Source organism: Deinococcus misasensis DSM 22328 (assembly GCF_000745915.1).
GTDB lineage: Bacteria > Deinococcota > Deinococci > Deinococcales > Deinococcaceae > Deinococcus_C > Deinococcus_C misasensis.
Map to the genome: position 1 here is coordinate 1 of NZ_JQKG01000070.1, position 16,884 is coordinate 16,884.

Sequence of the window (16,884 nt, forward strand, 5' to 3'; positions counted from 1 at the left end):
TGGATGTGCGGATGCGTCAATCCGGGAAACATGAGGCGGGGCGGCATTTGAGTAAAGTTGGGCATGCATCGTTGAGGAAAGCGGCGTATCAGGCGGCTTTGGGGGCGATTCGTTCGAAGAGCCGTCTGGGGGAGTATTACCGTGGGTTGCGTTTGCGGGGAAAACCTGGGAAGGTGGCGTTGTGTGCGTTGGCGAGGAAGATCTTGCGGATCGCGTTTGCGGTGGTGAAACAGGGCAAGCCTTTTGATCCGGCTTACCCTGGCCCTTGACGTTTTGGGGAAAAGACAGTATCTCGGCTCTCGGCTCTCGGCTCTCGGCTCTCGGCTCTCGGCTCTCGGCTCTCGGCTTCAAGGCGACGCACGCGTAGCCCCTACAAGGCTCTCGGCAATTGGGCGGGACCTGCCGAGCCTCTCAAAAAGACCTCCTCCCACCCCCGATCCCAACCCCTGATATACAATCCTTAATGTATGCAGTATTCGCAAGCCGCAAGAACCGCTTTCCAGCATGCCCGAGAAGAGGCGCACAGCCTCGGACATCTGGAAGTCCTCACTGAACACCTTCTGCTGGGTCTCCTGAAGGAAACCTATCCTTTCCAGACCCTGCTGGACGATTATGGCTTCACGCTTGAGGTCCTGAGGAAGAAACTCACCCGCATTTATCCTCCAGCTTCCAGAAAAGGCCAGACCTCCAGTGCCATGTCCGTGGGGGTGCGTGAGGTCATGGAAACGGCTTCGGTGGTTTCCAGAGATCTGGGGCAACCCGACATCACCCCGGAGTCCCTTCTGATCAGTGCTCTGGAATCCCTGCACAACCGCGAAATCTTTGATGGCCTCAACGACGAAGGCTTGCGTGCAGCCATCCGCTACCATTACACAGGCCAGAAAACCGTGGTGTCCCAGAGGGTGCAGCCCCTCGGGAAAGTGGTGCTTTCGGGTCTGGAATTTCATGGTCGGCACGGGGTCTATCAGGAAGAAACCCGCTTGGGTGCCAGATTTGTGGTGGATGCCGAACTCTCTTTTGACTTTGCAGGCATTCCCGATCAGGTGGACCACACCATTGATTATGAAAAGGTGTACCGCACCGTCAAAGATGAGGTGACCGTCAAAAGCTATTACCTGATTGAGGTGCTGGCCAACAGCATTGCAGACCGCCTGATGCTGGAGCAACCCAAATTGCAGAAACTCACCATCCGGGTGCACAAACCCCATGCCCCCTTGCCGGGTGTGTTCCGGGATGTGTACGCAGAAGTGGAGCGCATCCGATGACCCTTGCCCTGATTGCCCTTGGAGGAAACCTCGGAGATGTGGTCTCCAACTTCCAGTTCGCTCTGGACTGGCTGGATGAACTGGGAGAAGTCACCCTCAAGTCCAGCCTGTACCGCACTGTTCCTGTGGGTGTTCCAGATGCACAAGACGATTACCTGAATGCAGTGGTGGCTCTGGAAACCACCCTGCCTGCCGAAGAGCTCCTTGAAGAACTCCTCAACATCGAGCATGCCCGAGGCCGGGAGCGTTTCATCAAAAATGGAGCCCGCACCCTCGATCTGGATTTGCTGGCTTATGGAGACACGGTCCTGACCACCGAACGCCTGACCTTGCCCCACCCCCGCATGTGGGACCGCGCATTTGTGATGAAGCCCCTCAGCGACATCCTGCCCGACTGGAAACACCCTCAAAAAGGGGAGACCGTCTTTGCTGGGGTCTCTGGCATGGATCTGGAAGGCATCGGGCTTGAGGCAGAAGTCTGGTAAAACCTGTAACTCCCCATGCTCGCTTCGCTTGCATTGTCCTGCTGAATTTCAGGGGGACTTTTGATTGAAAAGCTCCACCAAGAAAAATTCCCCCTTGGTTGAGGGGGAAAGTGCATTGAGAAAAAACCCTCCCCTGTTTGTAGGGGAGGAAAGCGAGTGCAACGAGCGAGGTGGGGTTCAGATCACAAATTCGCCCTGACGCATCACCGCTTCACGGGTGCCGTCAGGCAGGATGCCGTCCACGTCCATGTCGTCGCTGCCGATCATGAAGTCCACGTGGATGATGCTTTCATTGCCACCTCTGGCTTTGAATTCCTCGGTGGTGAGGTCCACGCCACCATGCATGTTGTGGCGGTAGGCCGAGCCCAGAGCAATGTGACACACGGCGTTTTCGTCATACAGGGTGTTGTAGAAGAAAATGCCGGAACGGTTGATGGGGCTGGAGGTGGGCACCAGAGCCACTTCTCCGAGGCGTGCAGCTCCTTCGTCGGTGGAAACCAGTTTGCGCAGGGTTTCTTCGCCTTGCTCGGCTTTGAAGTCCACCACTTTACCGTCTTTGAAGGTGATTTCAAAGCCGTCCATCAGTTGGCCCATGTAGGTGAGGGGTTTGGTGCTGCGCACCGTGCCATCCACGCGTTCGCGGTGGGGCAGGGTGAACACCTCTTCGGTGGGGATGTTGGCGCAGAACAGGTCTCCGTTGCGGTTGGGGTTCTGAGCGCTTTCCCAATAGTGACCCTCTGGAAGGCCCACAGTCAGGTCGGTGGCAGCGCTCTTGAAGTGGAGTGCCGTGTAATTCTTGCTGTTGAGGGTCGCAGAACGGTGGGCCAGAGCCTTGATGTGCTCCTGCCAGGCTTCCAGACCGTTTTCCAGATCGGAACGGGTGGCTGCGAAGATGGCGTCCCAGAGTTTGTCCTGTTGTTCCTCTGCAGGGGCATCGGGGAACACGGAGGCGGCCCAGCTCTGGATGGGTGCGCTGATCAGGGTCCAGGAGAAGGCATTGACCTGCACCAGTTCAAGGTAAGGCTTGCGGGATTTGCTGAAGGCCAGATTGTACTTGCTGACTTTCTCTGGATCCTGATGTTTCAGCAGGCTGGGGTCGGTGGCCCGGATGGAAAGGATGGGATCGCCGTTTTTGGCATACTCCATCTGGATGTTCATGTTGACCGTCGACACTTCATCAAAGTTGTCGATGGTGGAGTGTTCAAACCGGCTGAGTTGAACCGCATCATCGCTCCAGAGCACGTCCACCAGACGGGCTCCGGCTTTGTAAGCTTCTTCCACCACCAGACGGGCAAGGGGGGCGGTGTCCACAGGGCTGAGGACCAGCAGACGCTGGCCGGGTTTCAGGCCGATGCCGATTTTCACGGCAATTTCGGCGTAATTGCGCAGTTTTTGCTCGAAGCTTAACATACGCCCACAGTTTAACCTGCCTAGAGGAGTTGTGGAAAATAGGCCATTTAGCAGAGGAGGGCGTCAAAGCTGCCTTCTGCCTTCTGCCTTCTGCCTTCTGCCTTTTGCGTTCTTTAAAACTCCCAGAAATGCACATTCTGTACTGGCTCACCACGTCGCAAAAACGGCACTTGCAACCCCAGAATCCGGTAATTGCCCTTGACGGCAGCCCGAACCAGAGAACGCAAAGGGACCTCCTCGCCATACAATTCCTGTGCGAAACGGATTTCATCCAGCACGTTCAGGGTTTGACCGCTGGCTTTGCTGTCCGTTCCAATGCCAATTTCCACACCATAACGGGCAAAAACGGGCCACTGGAAGGTGCCACATTCCAGAGCATGGTTGCTTCTCGGGCAGGTGATCACCGGGCATCCTGCTGCTGCAATCCGTTGGATGTCCGATTCCGTGACGTTCACCACATGGATCAGGGTGGGTCTGGCCTGCAAAACCCCCAGCAGATCGAGGTGTTCCACCACCGTTGGTCCATTGTCGTGTCCCAGAATCTCACGGGTTTTCAGACCAGAGAACCCCTCGATGGATTCGGCCAGAGGTCCAGTGCCTGTGGTGTGAAATTCCAGTTCTGCAGGGTGCTCTGCAACATGGATTTGCATGGGGAAACCCTCAGCCTGTGCAAACTGGGCCAGCAATTTCATCAGTTTTCCAGACACCGTATGGGGTGTGTGGGGACTGAGACCCACCTTCATGCCGTTTGGGCGCTCCATTTTGCGCCATTTTCTCAGACGGGCTGTGGTGTCCTGAAAAATTTTGTCGGCGTGCTCTGGGTTGAGGCCGATGACCTCCCAGTAAGCCACCCCTTGCAGCCCCTCCTGCTGGAGCAGAAATTCCATCACACTTTCTTCGGTGACGATGTCGCCCAGTTTTGGGGCGATTTCTGAGAGGCCCTGAAGGGCTGCATCCAGATTGCGCTGTCCACTTCTGGAGAAGCGGATCACTTCCTGAATCCATGCCGTATAGGGTTTCTCCATGAAGGGCATGGTGCTGAGGTCCAGATGGGTGTGGGCATTGGCGACCTGTGGCCCAATCACTTTGTGGTGCCCTGCAAACACCGCCTGAGGGTACATCTGCTGCAATTCCTCGGGGCTTCCAGTGGCCACCACCAGTTCATCCGACAACACAATGGCTCCAGGGCTTCTGGGGATGCCCATTCCTGAGTACAGCACTTCACAGGTGAACAAGCGAAGCTGCATCAGGAACCTTCTTTGAGGGCCTGCCATGCCCACTGGATCAGGCTCGGGGCGATGTTGCGTCCGGTCAGGAATTTCAGCTGGTGGCTCAGGCGGATCACTTCAAGCTGGGTGTTGTCCCACAGGTGTGCCCCATCCTGCTGCACCGCTTGGCCGTACAGGCCAGAGAGGTCCATCACCTGATGGTATGGCTGAAAGCGCAGTTTTCCGACATCTTCGGTGATGATCAGCAAATCCTGCTGCTCCATGAAAGAAGCAAAACTGTAACCACCCACCACCAGAGGGTATTTTTCAATCCCGATGGGCACCACTTTCAGCAGTTCTTCTGCCGTGGACATGTTCTGTGCAGCCAGCATCACCGACACAAACCCCAGACGCCCGAGCTGGATGGCCGTGTTGGCTTTGAAGTTGCCTCCAATCACCATCAGTCGGGCTCCGGCACTGCGGTAACCGCTGTGTTCCATCCACTGAAACAGGCTGTCCTCAAGGGTGTGGGTGGCATCAAACCCTCCACCCAGACTGCTGATGGTGTCAATGCGTCCCACCCGCCTGGCCTCCACGCTCACTCTGGCACAGTAAGGAAAATACGACTCGCTGAACTCATCCGAGATCAGCCCTCCCGCATACCCGAGGGTGGAGAGGCTTTGCAGCACGCTGCTCGGGTGGGTCTGGGGCAGGGTGTGGGGTTGCAGTTGCAGGTGGCTCTCTTCAAAAACGCGCCTGAGGATTTCAGGAAGTTCATTCTGGTGTGGGCCGATGAGGGCGACAGGCTTCATTCTGGACTTACTTTATCAAAGTTGCCGAGGGCACTGGGACGAGCAGAAGGGAGAAGGCAGAAAACAGAAGGCAAATTGAGCTTTTGCATTGGCAATCAGGACGCAGCACCCTGTCTTGTGCAGAAGAGTTCACCAACTTGTGGTGAAACTTGCCCGCTGCGTCCCTACATTCCTCTTGATCATTTTTTCTGCGCATGGCACGATGCTCTCGGCTCTCGGCTCTCGGCTCTCGGCTCTCGGCTCTGTCTTGGCCTTCTTTTAAAGCACATCCTCCGCTGTCCCACGCATTTTCAAATTGATCCTGCGCTTGCGGGCGGCCAGCATCTTGCGCACTGCTGGAGCCATCGGGTTCAGGTCCAGGTCGTACGCAGGGTACCAGAGCTTGAAACCACCGAAGTTCTCTTTCATTTTGAACACCCCAAAAGAGTGTTTGTCTTCGGAGAGTTTGGCCGGAATGCCCCAGAAATCAAAGAATTCATATCCTCTTGCTTTGGCGTCCAGCATGGCATTCCAGTAAAATGCTGTGGGGGCTTTGACATCTTTATAAGGTTCCCCCTCGGGGGTCAGACGGTCATCCCGCACAGAACCGCCGTACAGGTAATAGGTGCCTTTGCCCACTGCCACAAAAAACCCTCCGGCCAGAGCTTTGCCTTCATGGCGGGCCAGCACGATGTAAGCCTCGCTGTGTTTGCCCTGCATGGCGCTGAGCATGGTGGTGTAATACTTTTTGGGATACTGCCCAAGCTTGGCCCGTTCGTTGGTGGCTTCAAAAATGTGCCAGAAGTCATCGAAATGGTCGTCACGGCCTGCCACGGTGCCCAGCTTCTGGGCGGTTTTGACGTTCCTGCGGGCCATCTGGTGGAGGTTTTTCAGCAGTTGGTCTTCAGGGAGACGCAAATCCACCGCGATGGTGTGCTCTGGCTGCTCGACCTTGCCCCGTTTCCAGATTCCGAGGCTGTCAGGGATGTCCTGCTGCTCCTCTTCAGTGCTGGGGATGGGCTTGGGCGGCTCAATTTTGACGGTCAAATCGGTGACTTTCGCAAATTTTTTGATGGCTGCAGGCAAATCCAGCAGGTCGTCAGGGTTTTCAAAAACTGGACCTCTGGGCACGTATAGCAGGCTGAATCCGGCCACCAGAGGCTTGCGGAGGATCTGGATCGCCCCCACAGTCCGGCCATTTTTTTGAATCAGAAATCGATGGGCTTCCTGCCCGAGCACTTTTCTGGCCTCTCCAAATCCCCACGCCTGCAAAGGGCTGGTGTAGGGGAGGGTGGCGACGATTTCGTCGTAGGCATCTCGGGTGGGGGCTTCAATCAAACGCAAACTGGACACGTCCCAGAGTCTAGCAAAGCCCGGTGAGAGAAACCACATGCATTCCTCATGTCACTTCATTCCCTTGATCCCCTGCAGCCAGACCATTGGTGTCAGGGGCAGTGAAGCTGGAACTCCTGCTGCAATTGGTTTTTTTGTTTTTTGAACCGCTTGGGTTTGGGCTCTGGAAGCGGTTCTTGCTTTTGGTGCAAAAACTGCTATCAAAGCTCATCTTTCTTTGATAAGGTGGAATGAAATGAAAAAACATCTGATCACATTGATGCTGACCATGGCAGGATTGGGCTTCGCACAGGAAACTGCTCCAGCCACCCCCGAGACCCCCGCTGTTTCCGATGCCATCCCTCAGGACCCCAATGCTGTGGCTGCCACCTATGGCGATGAAGAACTGACCCTCGCTGAATTTGAAGTGGAATACCAGGCTTACGCTGGCCGTTTGCTCAACCAGCAAGGCATGCCTGCCAGCCCTGAGAACTACAAGTACTTCGATGCTTACCGCGAGCAGATCCTGCAAGATGTGGTCCAGCAGATTGTGGCTTCTGACATGGCCAACAGCATGGGTTTTGGTGCCGATCCTGCAGTGATCGATGCCCAGATCCAGCAGGTCAAAGCAGGCTTCCAGGATGATGCTGCTTACCAGCAAGCCATCAAAGATGCGGGCATCCGCGATGAGGCTTTCCTGCGCGAACTGATTGCCCGTGACATCGCCACCCAGAACTGGATCAACAGCCTTTCCCAGCGTGCTGAAATTTCCGACAGCGCCCTGCAGATGCTCTACCTCCTCGACAAAGACAAATTCAACCGTTCTGCTCAGGCTTGCGTGAAGCACATTCTGGTGCAAACCCCTGAGATTGCTGCCACCGTCAAAGACCGTCTGGACAAAGGTGAAGCTTTCGCTGCTGTGGCTCAGGAAGTCTCTCAGGATCCCGGCAGTGCTGCACAGGGAGGCGAACTGGGTTGCTTCTCCAAAGGCGAAACCGTTCCCGAGTTTGACAAGGCTTCCTTCGAGGGGCCTGTGGGTCAACTGCAACAGGTGACCACCCAATTCGGCGTGCACCTTTTGATCGTGGACCGTCGCAATGAAGCTGGAGTGCTGCCTTTTGAAGACGCCAAAGCCGAACTGGCTTCAGGGCTCAAACAACGTGCAGCTTACAAGGTCATGCAAGCCAAACTGGCCAAAGTGCCTGTCGAGCTCAACGAAGAAGTGGTCCGTGTGGACGTGCCTGCTGCCCCCGAGGGTGAAGGTGCTGGAGACATGACCGAAGAAACCCCTCCCACCGAGTGACGTTCATTTGGGATCTTTTGAGGTCCTGACTGCGTAACAGGAAGGTAGAGGTGCTTATGAAGAAGTCAATTGTTGCTTTTGCTGTGCTTGCTCTGGCTCTGGTGGGTTGTCGTTCGGAAACCCAGAACCAGCTCAGGCGTCAGGTGCTGGATTTTGCCAACACGAGAATGTACATCACCCTGTACAGCTACGATGGCAAAGAAATCTTCAATGGCATGGTGCAGGGCAAAGTGACCCGGGCTGAAACCGAAAACAGCAACGGCAGTTATGTGTACTGGTTTGATGAAAAAGGCCGTTACAACCAGACCACCCTGCCTTATCTGGTCACCAACTTTGAGCGCAAGCCCAATCCGTAACGTGCTGCAAAAGACAGTCTTGCAAAAGTGCTAACATGGCGGGGCAGAAGCGATTTTGCCCCGCTTTTTTCGTGATCAGGAACTTTCATGGCCAGAACCGTCAATCCCAGAGCTGAAAAGCAACGCCGCAACCACATCATTCAGGCGGCCTACCATGCCATCTACCAGCGGGGTTATGCCAGCGTGACCCTTGCGGACATTGCCCAGCAAGCAGGGGTGGCCAAAGGCACTCTGGTGTATTACTTTGGCAGCAAAGAAAGCCTGTTCAAGGAGGTGCTCAAGCGGTTTGTCCGAACCATTGCTGTGGCGTCCATGCGGGCCATCCGGCAGCAGAACACCACCGAAGACCGCCTGAGGGTTTTTGTGGAAAACCAGTTTTATGGTTTGCTCAACACCCGGCGTTTTTATACGGTGTATCTGGATTTCCTGTCTGCCAGCACCAAAGTTTATGAACTCCGGTTGCTCACCCAGATGCTGTTTGACAGCACCGACATGCTTAAAGTGGGCATTGCCCGCACCCCAGAGCAGGCCAAACTGATGCGGGCGGTTCTGGATGGTCTGGCCATCCAGTTCCTGTTTGATGACCATGCAGACCTCGGGCAGTACAGGGAAGAGTGCTTGCGGGCCATGCAGGCCATTCTGACTCTGGACTGAATCAAATCCCAAAAATCGAATGCCAAAATACACGGTATATTGAACAGGGACAAGCGTCCCGAGTGGCCTTCCGTACAGTAAAGTGCAGGCCGAATGTTGTATTTCTTCTGGGATGACAAGCTTCATCCAGATGATGTAGCCTAAGAACTCGATACAGGCTGGCAACCAGCCCTAGGAGGACATATGAACCGTTTTGCTGTGCAGATGGCCATTTTCATGGTGTTTTTGGTGGGAGGGGGCATTGTGGCGTACAACCAGGGTGTCCACGATGGCTCTGCCCACATGGAAGGCAAGCACGAAGGAGACAAGGGCTTGCCCAGTCCCGAAGAAGCCAATGCCGCCAGTGAAGCTGGCACCACCCCCCAGTTGGATGGCAACGCCACCGACCCCGGACAGGAAAGTGAAACCGAAGGCAACGCTCAGGCCGATCAACCTCAAGATCAGGTTGCAGACAACCCCACCAACGACCAGTCCAAACCCGATACCGGCCCTGCTGACAGCATGGGCACCCAGGAAGACAATGCTGAAGGTGGCACTGAAATGGCTGCCAGTGGCAATGTGGAAAATGGCAAAACCGTTTTCAACAATTGTGCGGGTTGCCACGGAGCCAATGGCGAAGGTGGATTTGGTCCCAAACTGGCCGGTGTGGTCAGCAAATGGACCGCAGATGGTCTGAAGGTCACCTTGCGTGAAGGCAAAACCCCTGATGGCAAAACCCTTCAGCCTGGCATGCCCCGCTTTGCAGAAGGCCAGATCAGCGACGAGCAAGTTGTGGACTTGCACGCTTTCCTGAGCACCCTGCAGTAAACGTTTTTGGCCTTTCCTCCCCGCGAGATGCGGGGTTTTTTATGCTCATGGGTCACATCCTGCAGCATGCTAACGTGAACACTGATGACATCATCGAACCTTCTGGAACTCAAGGCCTCAGGGCTTTATAAATCTTACGGAAAACGCACTGTGGTGGGCGGAGTGGACCTCAACATCAAACGGGGTGAAATTGTGGCCCTTTTCGGTCCAAACGGGGCAGGGAAAACCACCACTTTTTACATGATGGTGGGATTTGTGCGCCCCAATGGTGGACGCATCACCCTCAAAGGGGAAGACATCACCAGCCTTGCCATGCACCATCGGGCCAAGAAAGGGCTGGGTTATTTGCCACAAGAGCCCAGTGCTTTTCGCAAAATGACCGCCAGAGACAACCTGCTGGCCATCCTGGAATTCCAGAACCTGACCCGTCAGGAACAGGAAAACCGTGCGGATGCTTTGCTGGAAGAATTTGGTTTGACCAAATTGGCCCAGTCTTATGCCTACCAGCTTTCGGGTGGTGAGCGTCGTCGTCTGGAAATTGCCAGAGCCCTGACCACCGATCCTGACTTCATCCTGCTGGATGAGCCTTTCACAGGGGTGGATCCCAAATCCGTGGCGGAAATCCAGCGTCTGGTCAAAGAACTGCGGGAACGCCGTGGCCTCGGGGTGTTCATCACGGACCATGCTGTGCGTGAAACCATGGCCCTCTGTGACCGGGTGTACCTGATGTACGACGGGCAGGTGCGCTTTCAGGGAACCCCGGAAGAGTTTGCACGTGACGACAGTGCACGCCGTCACTACCTGGGTGAAAACTTCGAAGTGTAAGAGAGGAGGACAGTATGCTCTGGGTGCTCCTCGTTTTTGTGGTGCTGCTGGCCGGTCTGATTGCCTACGTTGCAGACAACGTGGCCAGACGGGTTGGGCGGCGTCACATCCGTTTGTTTGGTTTGCGGCCCAAAACCACAGCTTTGATTTATGCTGTGGCCACGGGGATGGGAATCAGCTTTCTCAGCATGCTGGGATTTGCGCTGGTCAACCAACAGGCCATTGTCACCATCAGTAAGGCAGAACAGTACCGCAAAGAGTTGCAGGAGCTGAAACTGCAAATTGAGCCTTTGAAACAGAACAAAGCTGCTCTGGAAGTGGCCCTCGAAGACACCCAGCAAAATGTGGTTCGCCTCAGCAAAGAACGCACAGAAGCGCTCACTGCCCGGGACAGCCTCAAAAAAGAAGCCGATGGCTTGAAACAAGAAGTGTCTGAACTGAAAGAATACCGGGTGGCTCTGGAGTCCCAGAACCAGAAACTCAATGGACGGGCAGATGAACTGTTCAAACAGGGGCAGACCCTTGAACAGAGCATCCGTGAACTGGAAGTCAAAAGCACCAATCTGGACAAGCAGAACCAAAAATTGCGAACCAGTTATGAGCAGATGGTCAAAGACCTCGATCAGGAACGGGCCCAATTCCAGAAAGTCCAGAGCCAATATCAGCAAGCCCTGCAGCAGTACCAGCAAGCCCAGCAGCAGGTGAAGCAGATCAGCCCCACCATTGAGGCCCTGCGCAACGAGCAACGCAACCTGAAGAAAGAAAACGAAACCCTGAAGAAAGCCCGTCAGACTGCACAGGCAGAACTCAGTGGGCTTCAGTACCTGCGGGCTCAACTGCTCAAAGAGTCTGAAGAGCTCAAGCAGGACAATTCGCAATTGCGTTCTTCTCTCAAGCAGCTGAATCAGGAGATGGGACAGTTGCGTGCAGAATCCACACAATTGAAAGCCAGTCTGGACCAGCAACGCACCGAACTGGAAGCCCGCCGAACCCAGGATGCCATTTTCGAGAAAGGTGATCTGGTGTTCCAGGGCATTTTTGTCGCTTCAGAAGGGTCAGATGCTCTGGAGCGTGCGGTTCGTCAGGCGGAACTCAAAGCCATTGCCAAAGGGGCCAGAGGCAAACCCAATGCAGTCCTGATTGGCGAGGACCAGGTGTCTTTGCTGGCCCAGCGTTTGCGTGGCATGAACGGAGATGTGCTTGTGCTGGTCCGGGCCACCAACAACCAGATCAAAGGCTTCCCGGTCAGCGTGGACATGCAGATTGTGGAAAACAAAGTGCTTTACGCCAGTGAGCAACCCATCCGGTCCCGATTGATCAGTGTGGGTGCCAGTGGTGTGAAAACCAACCGGGAGCTCACCCAGTTCCTGCAAACCCTTGCTCTGGACACCATCAAAACCCTTCATGAGCAGGGGATTCCTCTGGAAAACCTGCCGGGCGGTCTGAGCACCACCGATACTGTCAACATGGTCAACAGCCTGAAGAACCTCAAAGGTTCTGTGCTGGTTGCCATGGTGTCACGTTCTGACATCAAACCGGGAAGCAAAGTGGTGTTGTACCCTCGCATCTTGCGTTGAATTTTGGTTGAATTCTGGATGAAAAAACATCCTCCGGACAGGAGGATGTTTTTTTGGAAAGGCAAGTTCAGAAGAAGGAACCAAGACGGAAATGCAGTTTGCCTCTGGGGTTGGTGGGACTGAAACCATAATCCAGTCGGATGGCAGGCAGCAAGAAACTGCTGGTCCCGAGGTTGAGTTGAACGCCAACGCCGTAACCCAGGTTGGCATTGAGTTCATTGGATTTGCTCCATGCATCGCCAGCATCCAGAAAGGCCACAGCGTACAACCCTTGTGAGAAGCCTGTAGAGATGCCTGTGTTGTAGCGGAATTCGGCACTGGCTGTGTAGAAATTTGATCCTGTGAAGGCTTTGTTGTCGTATCCACGCAAAGTGAAACGATCAGAAGGTTCACTGCCCCCAATGATGAATGTGCGGGAGGCGGGAGCATTTCCGAGAATGGTCCCTGCATTGGCCCGCAGGGCCACGGCAAATTGATCGAAGCCATTGTCCAGTTTGTTGCCGAAACCAAAGTAGCTGCGGCCTCCTCCGGTGATCTGCCACCAGTTCAACCGGTCGCTGCCCACATAACCGAAACCATAAGAAACCCCTGCAGTGGCCCTGAAGCCTGAACTGGGGAATTCTGGAAAATTGCTGTTGTCAAAACTGAGGTTGCTGTAGACCTGACTGTTCTGGCCGTTGGGTGGGAAACTGGCCAGCAAATCAGGATCGTTGTCTGGCAATCCTGCTTCACCCTGAGCACGTCTTTCCAGATACGCCTGGGTCCACTCCATGCTGTAGCCCAGAGAAAGGCGCAGTTCTGGGGTCAGGGGACGGCCCACATTCACACTGAAACCTGTGGAGCGTTCAGAGTACTGTCTTCCAGTGTCTTCGGTATCGGTGCTGCCTGGCACAGGCTTTTTGATGGACAGGTTGGGGGTGATCACACTGTAAACGTTCAACGATGCACTGGTGGGTACCGTGGCAAAGTCCAGGAAATCAAAATCCAACCAGGGAATGGAATAACCAATCTGGGCATTGAAAGGCTGGTTGGCTTCGTTGAGGTTGGCACTGATTTGTGCAGAGGCACTGTGTCCGGTGCCAAAGAAGTTGTTGTCTTCATAAGCCACACTGCCCGTCCAGCCACTGCCCAAACTGTTGTATTCAATGGCAGGGCTGAAGTAGCGGTTGCTGTTTTCCGTGAGCTTCAGAACGAAAATGGCACCATTGGGATCCTCTGGATTCACTTTGGTGAGCACCTGAGGAGGAGCCACATAACCGGTGCGGATCAAGCGCTCCAGACTCTTGTTGAAGATGTCTTTGTTGAAAGCGCTGCCTGCTGGTGGCAATTCACGCAGAATCAAGCGTTCTTGACTGCGGTGCTCACCCGTCCACTCCAGCTCATAGCCTGCAATCTTGAGTTCGCGCAGGTTGAAAGTCAGGGTGGTTCCATCAAAATCGATGGGGTTGGGTTGGGTCACCAGTTCGTAGCCTTTTTCGCGGTAAGCCCTTTGCATGGCCAGATAATCGCTCTGGGCCAATTCAAGGTTGAACATGTCACCGCTTTTCAAGCGCAACAGGGGACGCAACTCTTCTTCCGTCAGTGCGGTTTCGTTGTTGATGACGATTTTGTCGATCTTTCCTGTGGCCTGATCGGTCAGCACGAAAGACACATTGACCAGGGTGGGATCCTGGGGGTCTGGTGTGTATTCCACACTGATGTATTTGCCGAGCCGGTTGCCCTGTGCCCGCACATCGTCCAGCAACAGGTTGGTGTTCAAAAAATCGCCAGGTTTGCTGCTCAGGGTGACCCCTTCACCCAGACTGCTGGTATCTACACTGCCGATTTTCAGCTCACGCACGGGAATGTTCAGCACATTGCCTGCGAGTTCTGCCCCAGAGGGTACCGGTCCACTGCCCTGATATCCTTTGCGGGCATACAGTGCACCAATGTTCTGCAACACCTGCTGATAGGTCTGCATGGTGAAGGTTTTGGCTTGCACCAGTGGAGCCACAGCCTCTTGCAATTCTTCCTGTGTGACCAGTGTGTTGCCCGAGACCGTCACATTTTCCAGAGGTGCGGTTTCGTCGATGGTGTAAACCAGTTTGACCCCATCTGCTTCTGCAATCAGATCGGTTTGCACTTTGGGGGCAAAGGGGAATCCTGCAGAACGGTAACCTTCCGAGAGCAACTGTCTGGATTGATCCACGCGCAAGGTGTTCAGGGTGGTGCCTGCAGAGATGTTCAGTCGGTTTTCCAGCAAAGCTTGAATCTGCTGGGTTTGTACCGCAGTGTTTCCTTTGATTTCAAGCTGGGTGATGGTTGGGTTGGGTTCCACCTGAATCACCAGAACCGCCTGTCCATTTTCTTCGATCAGTCGGGCTTCCACACTTTTGAAAAAGCCCAGACCTTCCACAGTCAGCTCGGCGAGTTTGGGGTCCACCCGTCCCACCGGGTCTCCAATCAGGAATGGCAACTCAATTTTGATCAGGCTGCTGAGCAGGTCGTCTGCCCCTTGTACACGAATTTCACTTAAAGTGCCTTGCTGTTGTGCCAGTGCTGGAACGCTGAGCAGGGCCAGAGTGAGTGCCAGTCTTTTACGCATGCTTCCTCCGTATTTCTCTACTATTCCTGAAAGGGGCAGTGAGAAGCGTGAATGGGTGGGCCTGATGGGGGAGGGTTTCACTTCATCAAAAGCTTAACTTTGTGTTGTCTGTCCACACAGGACATTCAGGACAACCTCTCCCGCTTATAGCAGAATAGACGTTTTAAAATGAAAATCATCAGCAAGCAGGTTGGCTGTGTTCCCCGACCCCATTTGGTTCAAAGGATTTCTGGAGCTGGTGTAGACTGCTTTTATGCGCCGATCCCATGTGTTGAACTTTTTCCCGGATTGGGTCACAAAGTCCTCTGGTCAGGAGGTTCTGGATGCAACTTCCCATCCTGCTGCAAGACATTGAGCGTTGTGCCAGAGAAGCCGGGCGCAACCCTGAAGAGGTGCGTCTGATTGCGGTCAGCAAAGGACAGCCTGTAGAAGCCATTCAGGAGAAAGTCCTGAAGTTTGAACATTTCAGGCTGGCTGAAAACCGAGGTCAGGAATTGCGCGACAAAATCAAGTTGCTGCCTGATCCACACTTGGAATGGCACTTCATTGGGCCGATCCAGAGCAACAAGATCAAATACCTTTCTCAGGTGCACACCATCCACACCCTTGAAACGGCAGAACAGGCCACCGAACTTGCCCGATACGCTGACAAATGGGGGAGATCACCCAAACTGCTGATTCAGGTGCATAATGGTGAGGTGCAAAAGCACGGTTGTCCACCCGAAGACGTTGCAGCTCTGCTGAAAACCACCCGGGAATTGGGACTGACCGTAGAAGGGCTGATGGTGATGGCCCCCTACGACCAACCCGAGGCAGCCAGACACATCTTTCAGCAGGTTTCAGCCCTGAACGCCAGACTGGAACTCAGGGAGTTGAGCATGGGCATGAGTGATGATTATCACCTTGCCATCGAGGCCGGTTCTACGCTCATCCGGATAGGGAGTGCCATCTTTTTATGAACATCACACCTTTCGACATTCGCAGTCAGGAGTTCTCGGGTGCCGTCAGCGGCTACAACCGCAAGGAAGTCAAGCAGTTTCTGGAAAACCTCTCCAACGAATACGAGCAGATGCTGGTCAATGCCAACGAGTTGCAAACCCGCATCCACCAGCTTGAAGTGCAACTCGGACAGTTGCGCTCTGGAGAAGAAGACCTCAAACGTGCGGTGATTTCTGCCGGTCAGATTGCCCACCAGATGAAAGAAAACGCCCAGCGTGAAGCCGAAATCATCAAGCGCGAAGCCGAAGCCATCCGTGAGCAGGCCGAGCGTGATGCACAGGCCACTCTGGATCAGGCCCGCAAACGTGCCGATGAGCTTTTGCGTGAAGCCAACCTGGAACGCGACCGCATGTTCTCTGAAGCACACTCCAGGGTGCAGGAAATGCAAACCGGTCTGGAGCAGGTCAAATCCGAAAAAGCCCAGTTTCTGGCCCAGTACCGTGCCATGCTGAAGGCTTTTCTGGAATTGAGTGCCAAGCATCCAGAGTGAGTCCTTTTGCTCGCTGAACCCCAGTCCAGTCAGTGGCCCCCAGAGGCCACTTTTTGTTTGTCTGGGTGCTTTTTGGTATGAATTTTGAGAGGTTTGTTCAAACGGCTGAATGGGCTCTGAAACACAGGCGAAAAAGTGCATCTAAGACGCATTGAAAACGATTTCTTTTGGCTGCAGGACGATGAATTCTCAATTGACGGATGGGCAGGGTGGTGTTAATATGGTCGGTGAACAAAGCTGCAATTCAAACCCACCACCGGATTTCGCTGCCGCATGAAATGCCTGTGGTTGCTTTGCTCACCTGAAGGAGGAGAGAGCATGAAAAAGTGGATGCCCCTGATTGGAATCGCTTCCCTGGCACTGGCCATGGGTCAAGCCGGAGCACAAGGCGTCACCCTGACGATTGCGTGTGGCGCAGTCGGACAGGAACTGGAAATGTGCAAAAGCGGGGTGGCCGCATGGGCCAAGAAGACCGGAAACACCGTCAAAGTCTTCGAAAGCCCCAACCTCACCAACGACCGCCTCGCCCTCTACCAGCAACAACTCGCCGCCAAGAGCGACACCATCGACGTCTACCAGATTGACGTGGTCTGGCCCGGCATCCTCTACCAGCACTTCGTCGACCTGAAAGGCAAAGTGCCCGCCGGTGAAGTCGACGACCACTTCCCCGCCATCATCGAAGCCAACACCGTCGGCAACAAACTGGTGGCCCTCCCCTGGTTCACCGACGCAGGCCTGCTGTACTACCGCACCGACCTGCTGCAAAAATACGGCTACAAGAGCGCCCCCAAAACCTGG

17 protein-coding genes are annotated in these 16,884 nt (G+C 54.6%); 12 read left to right on the forward strand and 5 right to left on the reverse strand.

Features of this window, described 5'->3' with window-relative positions; translation table 11 throughout:
* From Q371_RS21840 to folK, 3 genes are all read left to right on the forward strand, one after another.
* On the forward strand, positions 1 to 269 hold a 269-nt coding region (locus tag Q371_RS21840), incomplete at its 5' end, for a transposase (protein ID WP_157442874.1).
* A gap of 198 nt (positions 270 to 467) precedes the next feature.
* Positions 468 to 1,265, forward strand: coding sequence for a dihydroneopterin aldolase (gene folB, locus Q371_RS28175; RefSeq protein WP_084571593.1), 798 nt, complete (start codon positions 468 to 470; stop codon positions 1,263 to 1,265).
* The gene (gene folK / locus Q371_RS21850; protein ID WP_034344646.1) at positions 1,262 to 1,750 is read left to right on the forward strand and encodes a 2-amino-4-hydroxy-6-hydroxymethyldihydropteridine diphosphokinase; all 489 of its coding nucleotides are present in this window, start codon (positions 1,262 to 1,264) and stop codon (positions 1,748 to 1,750) included. The genes folB and folK overlap by 4 nt, the downstream gene beginning before the upstream one ends.
* Positions 1,751 to 1,927: 177 nt before the next feature.
* Here the strand turns inward: folK and Q371_RS21855 are convergent, their stop codons facing one another.
* The 4 genes from Q371_RS21855 to Q371_RS21870 all read right to left on the reverse strand — a co-directional run bounded on the left by Q371_RS21855 (position 1,928) and on the right by Q371_RS21870 (position 6,551).
* Positions 1,928 to 3,160 (reverse strand): aminopeptidase, encoded by a 1,233-nt coding sequence (locus Q371_RS21855; RefSeq protein ID WP_034344649.1) that lies wholly within the window; start codon positions 3,158 to 3,160, stop codon positions 1,928 to 1,930.
* A 113-nt stretch (positions 3,161 to 3,273) separates the two neighbouring features.
* A complete protein-coding gene (locus Q371_RS21860) occupies positions 3,274 to 4,407 on the reverse strand; it encodes an amidohydrolase family protein (protein ID WP_034344650.1) in 1,134 nt (377 codons plus the stop codon).
* Positions 4,407 to 5,180, reverse strand: coding sequence for a hypothetical protein (locus Q371_RS21865; protein WP_034344653.1), 774 nt, complete (start codon positions 5,178 to 5,180; stop codon positions 4,407 to 4,409). The genes Q371_RS21860 and Q371_RS21865 overlap by 1 nt, the downstream gene beginning before the upstream one ends.
* A 258-nt stretch (positions 5,181 to 5,438) precedes the next feature.
* Positions 5,439 to 6,551 carry a lipid II:glycine glycyltransferase FemX gene (locus Q371_RS21870; protein WP_084571594.1) on the reverse strand — a complete coding sequence of 371 codons (1,113 nt, stop codon included), beginning with the start codon at positions 6,549 to 6,551 and terminating at the stop codon, positions 5,439 to 5,441.
* A gap of 196 nt (positions 6,552 to 6,747) precedes the next feature.
* On the opposite strand from Q371_RS21870, the gene Q371_RS21880 reads away from it, so the two are divergent.
* The 6 genes from Q371_RS21880 to Q371_RS21905 all read left to right on the forward strand — a co-directional run bounded on the left by Q371_RS21880 (position 6,748) and on the right by Q371_RS21905 (position 12,013).
* Positions 6,748 to 7,794 carry a peptidylprolyl isomerase gene (locus tag Q371_RS21880; protein WP_051965035.1) on the forward strand — a complete coding sequence of 349 codons (1,047 nt, stop codon included), beginning with the start codon at positions 6,748 to 6,750 and terminating at the stop codon, positions 7,792 to 7,794.
* A 56-nt stretch (positions 7,795 to 7,850) separates the two neighbouring features.
* A complete protein-coding gene (locus tag Q371_RS21885) occupies positions 7,851 to 8,150 on the forward strand; it encodes a hypothetical protein (RefSeq protein ID WP_034344658.1) in 300 nt (99 codons plus the stop codon).
* An 87-nt stretch (positions 8,151 to 8,237) separates the two neighbouring features.
* A complete protein-coding gene (locus Q371_RS21890; RefSeq protein WP_034344661.1) occupies positions 8,238 to 8,804 on the forward strand; it encodes a TetR/AcrR family transcriptional regulator in 567 nt (188 codons plus the stop codon).
* A 183-nt stretch (positions 8,805 to 8,987) separates the two neighbouring features.
* Positions 8,988 to 9,611, forward strand: a complete 624-nt coding sequence (locus Q371_RS26200) for a c-type cytochrome (protein ID WP_051965037.1) — start codon at positions 8,988 to 8,990, stop codon at positions 9,609 to 9,611.
* Between the two features lie 84 nt (positions 9,612 to 9,695).
* Positions 9,696 to 10,436: an LPS export ABC transporter ATP-binding protein gene (lptB, locus tag Q371_RS21900; protein ID WP_051965039.1), complete on the forward strand. Its 741-nt coding sequence runs from the start codon at positions 9,696 to 9,698 to the stop codon at positions 10,434 to 10,436.
* A 14-nt stretch (positions 10,437 to 10,450) separates the two neighbouring features.
* The gene (locus Q371_RS21905; RefSeq protein ID WP_034344666.1) at positions 10,451 to 12,013 is read left to right on the forward strand and encodes a DUF3084 domain-containing protein; all 1,563 of its coding nucleotides are present in this window, start codon (positions 10,451 to 10,453) and stop codon (positions 12,011 to 12,013) included.
* Between the two features lie 67 nt (positions 12,014 to 12,080).
* Here Q371_RS21905 and Q371_RS21910 read toward each other — a convergent pair whose 3' ends face one another.
* A complete protein-coding gene (locus Q371_RS21910; protein WP_034344668.1) occupies positions 12,081 to 14,597 on the reverse strand; it encodes a BamA/OMP85 family outer membrane protein in 2,517 nt (838 codons plus the stop codon).
* Positions 14,598 to 14,920: 323 nt separating this feature from the next.
* Between Q371_RS21910 and Q371_RS21915 the strand changes: the two genes are divergently transcribed.
* The 3 genes from Q371_RS21915 to Q371_RS21925 all read left to right on the forward strand — a co-directional run.
* Positions 14,921 to 15,556 (forward strand): YggS family pyridoxal phosphate-dependent enzyme, encoded by a 636-nt coding sequence (locus Q371_RS21915; protein ID WP_034344670.1) that lies wholly within the window; start codon positions 14,921 to 14,923, stop codon positions 15,554 to 15,556.
* Positions 15,553 to 16,086 (forward strand): DivIVA domain-containing protein, encoded by a 534-nt coding sequence (locus Q371_RS21920; protein ID WP_051965041.1) that lies wholly within the window; start codon positions 15,553 to 15,555, stop codon positions 16,084 to 16,086. Before Q371_RS21915 ends, Q371_RS21920 begins: the two co-directional genes overlap by 4 nt.
* A 318-nt stretch (positions 16,087 to 16,404) precedes the next feature.
* A partial coding sequence (locus Q371_RS21925; RefSeq protein ID WP_034344674.1) for an extracellular solute-binding protein occupies positions 16,405 to 16,884 on the forward strand: 480 nt, incomplete at its 3' end.